Origin of the sequence: Rhodoplanes roseus (assembly GCF_003258865.1) — a bacterium.
GTDB lineage: Bacteria > Pseudomonadota > Alphaproteobacteria > Rhizobiales > Xanthobacteraceae > Rhodoplanes > Rhodoplanes roseus.
The window spans coordinates 1-5,886 of sequence record NZ_NPEX01000334.1 but is presented as its reverse complement, the minus strand read 5'-3'; the positions used below and the strand labels follow the sequence as shown (position 1 = coordinate 5,886).

Below are 5,886 nucleotides of genomic sequence, written 5' to 3'. Positions count from 1 at the left end.
GCGCGCCTTCGGCGCGCACCGACCCTCCCCCTCCAGGGGAGGGTGGAGGGCCGTGCCTCGTCCGTCACCTCACTCGGCCGGCGTGGCCGTGTGGGTGTGGTTGGTCTTGGCGCTCCGGGCGAGCTGGCGGAACCACATGCGGTGGTGCTTGAAGGCCCAGCCGCCCGTGACCTTGCCCTTGACCATCGCCGTCATGGTGCCGCGCGCCCACACGGCGCCGTAGACGTGGACGATCAGGATGCAGATCATCGCGATCGCCCCGAGCGAGTGGACCAGCACGGCGATGCGCTTCTGCTCGACCGTGGTGTAGGCGCCGAAATACTGGTCCCAGATCACCAGGCCGGTCCCGATCATCATCAGGATCAGGATGCCCATCCACCAGAACACGGCCTTCTGGGCGAAGTTGAAGCGCCCGACCTCCGGCATCTTGTCCTCGTCGCCGGCCAGGAAGGTGTGGATGTTCTTGAGCCAGCTCCCGTCCGCCGGCGACCACAGGTTGACCTTCCAGAAGCGGAGGAACAGCCCGGTGAAGCCGAGGAACAGGAAGACGCCGAACCACGGATGCACGGCGCGCGTCCACTGGCCGCCGCCGAACAGTCCGGTGAGGAAGTAGAGGCTCGGATGGAACAGCGCCAGACCCGACAGCGCGAGGAGCACGAAGCCCCCCGCGGTCAGCCAGTGGTTGATCCGTGCCGCGGTCGAGTAGCGCACGACGACGACCGGATCGCCCTTCTCGAGGGCGTCGCCTTCGACGACCTCTCGTCTCTCGCTCATCACGCGTTCTCCCTGGGCGTTCCCTCGGGCGGCTTGTCGGCCATCTCCTTGGCCTTCTCCTCGTCGTGCGACGAGACGCGGCTCGCCCCCGAGAAGAGGCCGTGGACGACCGTGACGGCGGCCAGCGCGCCGATGGCGGCGAAGCCGGCGTATTTGGCGACGCCCTTCCAGATCTCGACCAGCGGACTGATCCGCGGGTTGTTGGGCAGGCCGGCGTAGATCTCAGGCTTGTCGGCGTGATGCAGCACGTACATCACGTGGGTGCCGCCGACGCCCGGCGGATCGTAGAGGCCGGCGTTCTTGTAGCCGCGCGACTTGAGGTCCTTGATGCGGCCGTCGGCCCAGGTCTTCATCTCGTCCTTGGTGCCGAACACGATCGCCTGGGTCGGGCACGCCTTGGCGCAGGCCGGCCCCTGCCCGACCGCGACACGGTCGGAGCACAGCGTGCACTTGTAGGCCTTCTCGTCGACCTTGGAGATGCGCGGGATGTTGAACGGGCATCCCTTCACGCAGTAGCCGCAGCCGATGCAGTTCTCGTGCACGAAGTCGACGATGCCGTTGGAGTACTGCACGATCGCGCCGGGCGCCGGGCAGGCCTTCAGGCAGCCCGGATCCTCGCAATGCATGCAGCCGTCCTTGCGGATCAGCCATTCGAGGTTCTGGGTCTCGGGGTTCACCCATTCGGTGAACCGCATCAGCGTGAACGAGTTCGGCGTCAGGTCGTGCGGATTGTCGTAGACGCCGACATTGACGCCGACCTCCTCGACCATGTCGTTCCACTCGAGGCAGGCCGACTGGCACGCCTTGCAGCCGATGCATTTCGACACGTCGATGAGCTTGGCCACCTGGGTCTGACGCTGGGCCGGCGGCGTCACCGAGGACGCCGACCGGCGGATCAGATCCTTGTCGCCGAAGCGCGGCGGGGTCGGAGCCGTGGGCGGGTTCGGAAGCGGGGGAAACATGTTCTCGGCCTCCCTTACGCGACCGGCCCGGCGATGGGCTCGATGTCGACCAGAAACGCCTTGTATTCCGGCGTCTCGATGTTGGCGTCACCGACATAGGGGGTGAGCGAGTTCGGCCCGAATCCCTTCTTGGCCTCGCCTATGAATCCCCAGTGCAGCGGGATGCCGACGATGTGGACGGTCTTGCCGTCGCAGATCAGCGGCTTGATGCGCTTGGTCACCACCGCCTTGGCGGTGACCGAGCCGCGCTTCGACCACACCCGCACCATACCGCCCTTCTTGATGCCTTTCTCCTTGGCGAGCTCCTCGCTGATCTCGACGAAGAACTCGGGCTGGAGCACGGCGTTCGCGTGGGCGTGCTTGGTCCAGAAGTGGAAGTGCTCGGTCAACCGGTAGGAGGTCGCCGCATAGGGGAACTCCTTGGCGTCGCCGAACTGCTCGAAGTCGTTGCGGAACACCCGCGCCACCGGATTGCCGCGCACCTTCGGCGCGACCACGTTGGCGACGGGCGACTCGAACGGCTCGTAGTGGGACGGGAACGGTCCGTCCCGCATCATGGCGCGGGTGAACAGCCGCGACACGCCCTCCGGGTTCATGATGAACGGCATCACCACGTCCGGCTTGGCGTTGGGCGCGATGTCCGGCACGTCGTAGCCGGTCCATTTCGTGCCGTCCCATTCGAGCAGCTTGCGGCTCGGATCCCACGGCTTGCCGGAGACGTCGGCGGAGGCGCGGTTGTAGAGGATCCGGCGGTTCACCGGCCACGACCACGACCACTTGCCGAAGGCGCCGGTGTCGTCCGGGTCCGAGTTGTCGCGCCGGGCCATCTGGTTGCCGGCCTCGGTGAAGCAGCCGGAATAGATCCAGCAGCCGCAGGCGGTCTTGCCGTCGTCGCGCAGCGCCGCGAAGGAGACGAGCTGCTTGCCCTTGGCGACCACCACCTTGGTCGGGTCGTTGGGATCCGTGATGTCGACGACCGCCGAGCCGTTGAGCTCCTTGGCGAGCTCCTCCGGCGTCGGCTCGTTCGGATCCGCGTAGCGCCAGTCGAGATTGACGATCGGCTCCGGAACCGGGCCGCCCTCCTTGCGGTACAGCTCCTTCAGCCGCAGATGGATCTGCGCCATGATCCAGGCGTCGTGCTTGGCCTCGCCGGGCGGCGTGCCGCCCGCCCAGTGCCATTGCAGCCAGCGTCCCGAGTTGACGAGGGAACCCTCGTCCTCGGCGAAGCAGGTGGTCGGCAGCTCGATCACCTCGGTCTGGATCGAGGCGGGATTCACGTCGTTGTTGGCGCCGTGGTTCTCCCAGAAGCGGGCCGTCTCGGTCTGCAGCGGGTCCATCACGACCAGGAACTTCAGCTTCGACAGGGCGGCCGTGATCTTCTTGCGGTTGGGGAACGACAGCAGGGGATTGAAGCCCTGGCAGAAGTACCCGTTCATCTTGCCCTGGTGCATCAGCTCGAAGGCGCGCAGGACGTCGTAGGCCGGCACGTCGAGCTTGGGCAGCCAGTCGTAGGCGAAGGCGTTCTCCGGCGTCGCGGCGTCGCCCCACATCGACTTCAGGAAGCTGACGAAGAACTTCCTGTAGTTCTGCCAGTAGCTCATCTGGTCGGGCCGCAGGGGCTTGAAGCCGCGCGTCGACATGTAGACGTCGAAGGTCGGCTCACGCTCCGTCGGGATCGTCAGATAGCCCGGGATGAGGTTCGACATCAGCCCGATGTCGGTCAGCCCCTGGATGTTGGAGTGACCGCGCAACGCGTTCATGCCGCCGCCGCGCACCCCGATATTGCCGAGGATGAGCTGCAGCATCGCCATCGCCCGGATGTTCTGCGACCCCTTGGAATGCTGGGTCCAGCCGAGCGCGTACATCGAGGTCATCGTCTTGGTCGGCGACGAGCACTCGGAGATCATCTCGGCCACCTTCAGGAACTTGTCCTTCGGGGTGCCGCAGATGCGCTCGACCATCTCGGGCGTGTAGATCGCGACGTGCTGCTTGAGCAGATTCCACACGCAGCGCGGATGCTGCAGCGTCTCGTCGACGACCGCGTAGCCGTCCGGCCCGATCTCGTAGTCCCAGGTGGAGCGGTTGTAGTCGCGCTTCTCCTCGTCGTAGCCGGTGAACAGGCCGTCCTGCCAGCCGAAGCCCTCCTTCACGACATAGGCCGCGTTGGTGAAGGCCTTGGTGTACGCCCACTGGATCTTGTCGTTGCGGATGCAGTGGTTGATCACCCCGAGCAGGAAGGCGATGTCGGTGCCCTGCCGGATCGGCGCGTAATAGTCCGCCACCGACGCCGTGCGGGTGAAGCGCGGGTCGACGACGATCAGCTTGGCGCCACGGTTGGCCTTGGCCTCAGTGACCCACTTGAATCCGCAAGGATGCGCTTCGGCGGCATTGCCGCCCATGACGACCACGAGATCCGTGTTCTTGATGTCGGTCCACGAATTCGTCATCGCTCCACGGCCGAACGTCGGGGCCAGACTGGCCACCGTCGGGCCGTGTCAAACACGGGCCTGGTTGTCGAACACCAGCATGCCGGCGCTGCGCACGACCTTGTAGGTCGCCCACGCCGTTTCGTTGGTCGTCGCCGAGGCGGCGAGGAAGCCGGTGGAGACCCACCGATTCACCGTCGCGCCGTCGTTGTTCTTGGCGATGAAGTTCTTGTCGCGGTCGTCCTTCATCAGCCGGGCGATGCGGTCGAGCGCCGCGTCCCAGGAGACGCGCTCGAACTTGTCGGAGCCGGGCTTGCGGACCTGCGGATACAGCGTACGGGTCTTGGCGCGGACGATGTCGAGCAGCGCCGCGCCCTTCGGGCACAGCGTGCCGCGATTGGTCGGGTGGTCGGTGTCGCCCTCGACATGAATGATCTCGGCCTTCTCGCCCTTCTTCAGGTCACCCTTCGAGTACAGGATGATGCCGCAGGCGACCGAGCAGTAGGTGCAGGTGTTGCGCGTTTCCGCGGTGTTCGCGAGCTTGAACGGCCGGATCGCCGCCGCATGTGCCGCCTCGACGTCGCCGAAACCGAAGGCGCCGAGCGTCGTGCCCGCGAGACCCGCGCCGGCGCCGGCCAGGAAGCCGCGCCGCGAGATCTCCATGTTCATGGGAGACATCCCTCCTGCTTGCGTTGGCCCCCCGCGGGGGACGGTGAGGAAGCTGCGCCACGACGCAGATTCGATCGGGTCATCGATTCAGGTGGTCACGAAAAAGCTATTTTGGAACGCTCCCAAAGTCAAAACGATTCCGAAACTTCGCATGTGAAGACGCACGGCGACGGCGCGCCGTTTCTCGATGTTTCGACGGCCGGTCGCGCTGCGTTGCAACAACGCGACGAAGGACCCGTTCCACTCCCTTTACACCGCGCCGGCCAGAGCCCGACGTGATCAGCATCGCGGCGCGCCGGCCCGAATTCCGTTGACGGGCGGGACGCCGCTCTCGCAGAGTGGCGACGTGATCTCGTCTGCTGCTCCCGAGTTCCGGGGCGTCGCGACCTCGTCAGGATCCGGCCGACCGGCAGCGCCGCCGCGGCTCGGTTCGGCAATACCGTCGCGCCGGACGCGGCGCCTGCAGCGGTTTGGCCTTCTCGTTCTCCTCCGTCTCGTGCTTCTCGCGGCGCTCACGGCGCCCGGCGGAGCCGTCGCACGAGAGACGGAGACGCGGCTCCTCCCGTGGTCCGGCGGCACACCGCCCGGCGTCGCGCTCGACACCCTCGCGGGCGACCGGATCGACCTGGCGAGCTTGCACGGCCGCCCGGTGCTGCTCCACTTCTTCGCGACGTGGTGCGAACCGTGCCGCGACGAGCTGTCGGGGCTGCGGGATTTTGCGCTGCGCAACGATCACCTCACGGTTCTGGCCGTCGATGTCGGCGAGGTCGACCTGCGCGTGCGTCGCTTTGTCACCGCGATCGGCTGGACCGCGCCGGTGCTGCTCGATCGCGACCGCGCGGTGGCGCGCGGCTTCGGCGTCGCGGCGCTGCCGACCACGATCGCGCTCGACGCCGCCCTGCGGCCGCGGCTCGTCGCCGAGGGCGATCTCGACTGGCGCGATCCCGTGGTGACCGAACCCATCGTGGCACTCGCCACCAAAACCCCCGACCGGAGGACGCCCGCATGCAACGACGCGACCTGTTGAAGGCCGGTGCCGCACTGGCGGCGACGGC

4 protein-coding genes are annotated in these 5,886 nt (G+C 66.8%); 1 reads left to right on the top strand and 3 read right to left on the bottom strand.

The genetic code is table 11. From position 1 onward, the window contains the following. Window positions 1–69: 69 nt before the first annotated feature. Genes CH341_RS27380 through fdnG form a run of 3 tightly spaced genes read right to left on the bottom strand, consistent with a single transcriptional unit; the run spans window position 70 to window position 4,831 of the window. Window positions 70–774 (bottom strand): formate dehydrogenase subunit gamma, encoded by a 705-nt coding sequence (locus CH341_RS27380; RefSeq protein ID WP_111422121.1) that lies wholly within the window; start codon window positions 772–774, stop codon window positions 70–72. Continuing rightward, window positions 774–1,736: a formate dehydrogenase subunit beta gene (gene fdxH, locus CH341_RS27375; protein ID WP_111422120.1), complete on the bottom strand. Its 963-nt coding sequence runs from the start codon at window positions 1,734–1,736 to the stop codon at window positions 774–776. The genes CH341_RS27380 and fdxH overlap by 1 nt, the downstream gene beginning before the upstream one ends. Before the next feature lie 14 nt (window positions 1,737–1,750). Further along, window positions 1,751–4,831: a formate dehydrogenase-N subunit alpha gene (gene fdnG / locus CH341_RS27370; protein WP_170149830.1), complete on the bottom strand. Its 3,081-nt coding sequence runs from the start codon at window positions 4,829–4,831 to the stop codon at window positions 1,751–1,753. Between the two features lie 496 nt (window positions 4,832–5,327). Here fdnG and CH341_RS34500 point away from each other — a divergent pair, with 496 nt between their 5' ends. Beyond that, window positions 5,328–5,858 (top strand): TlpA family protein disulfide reductase, encoded by a 531-nt coding sequence (locus CH341_RS34500; protein ID WP_170149829.1) that lies wholly within the window; start codon window positions 5,328–5,330, stop codon window positions 5,856–5,858. The last annotated feature ends 28 nt before the right edge of the window (window positions 5,859–5,886 follow it).

Coding starts and splice junctions, on each gene's coding strand:
- CH341_RS27380 (WP_111422121.1), bottom strand. CDS start 774: ATGAGCGAGAGACGAGAGGTCGTCGAAGGCGACGCCCTCGAGAAGGGC.
- fdxH (WP_111422120.1), bottom strand. CDS start 1,736: ATGTTTCCCCCGCTTCCGAACCCGCCCACGGCTCCGACCCCGCCGCGC.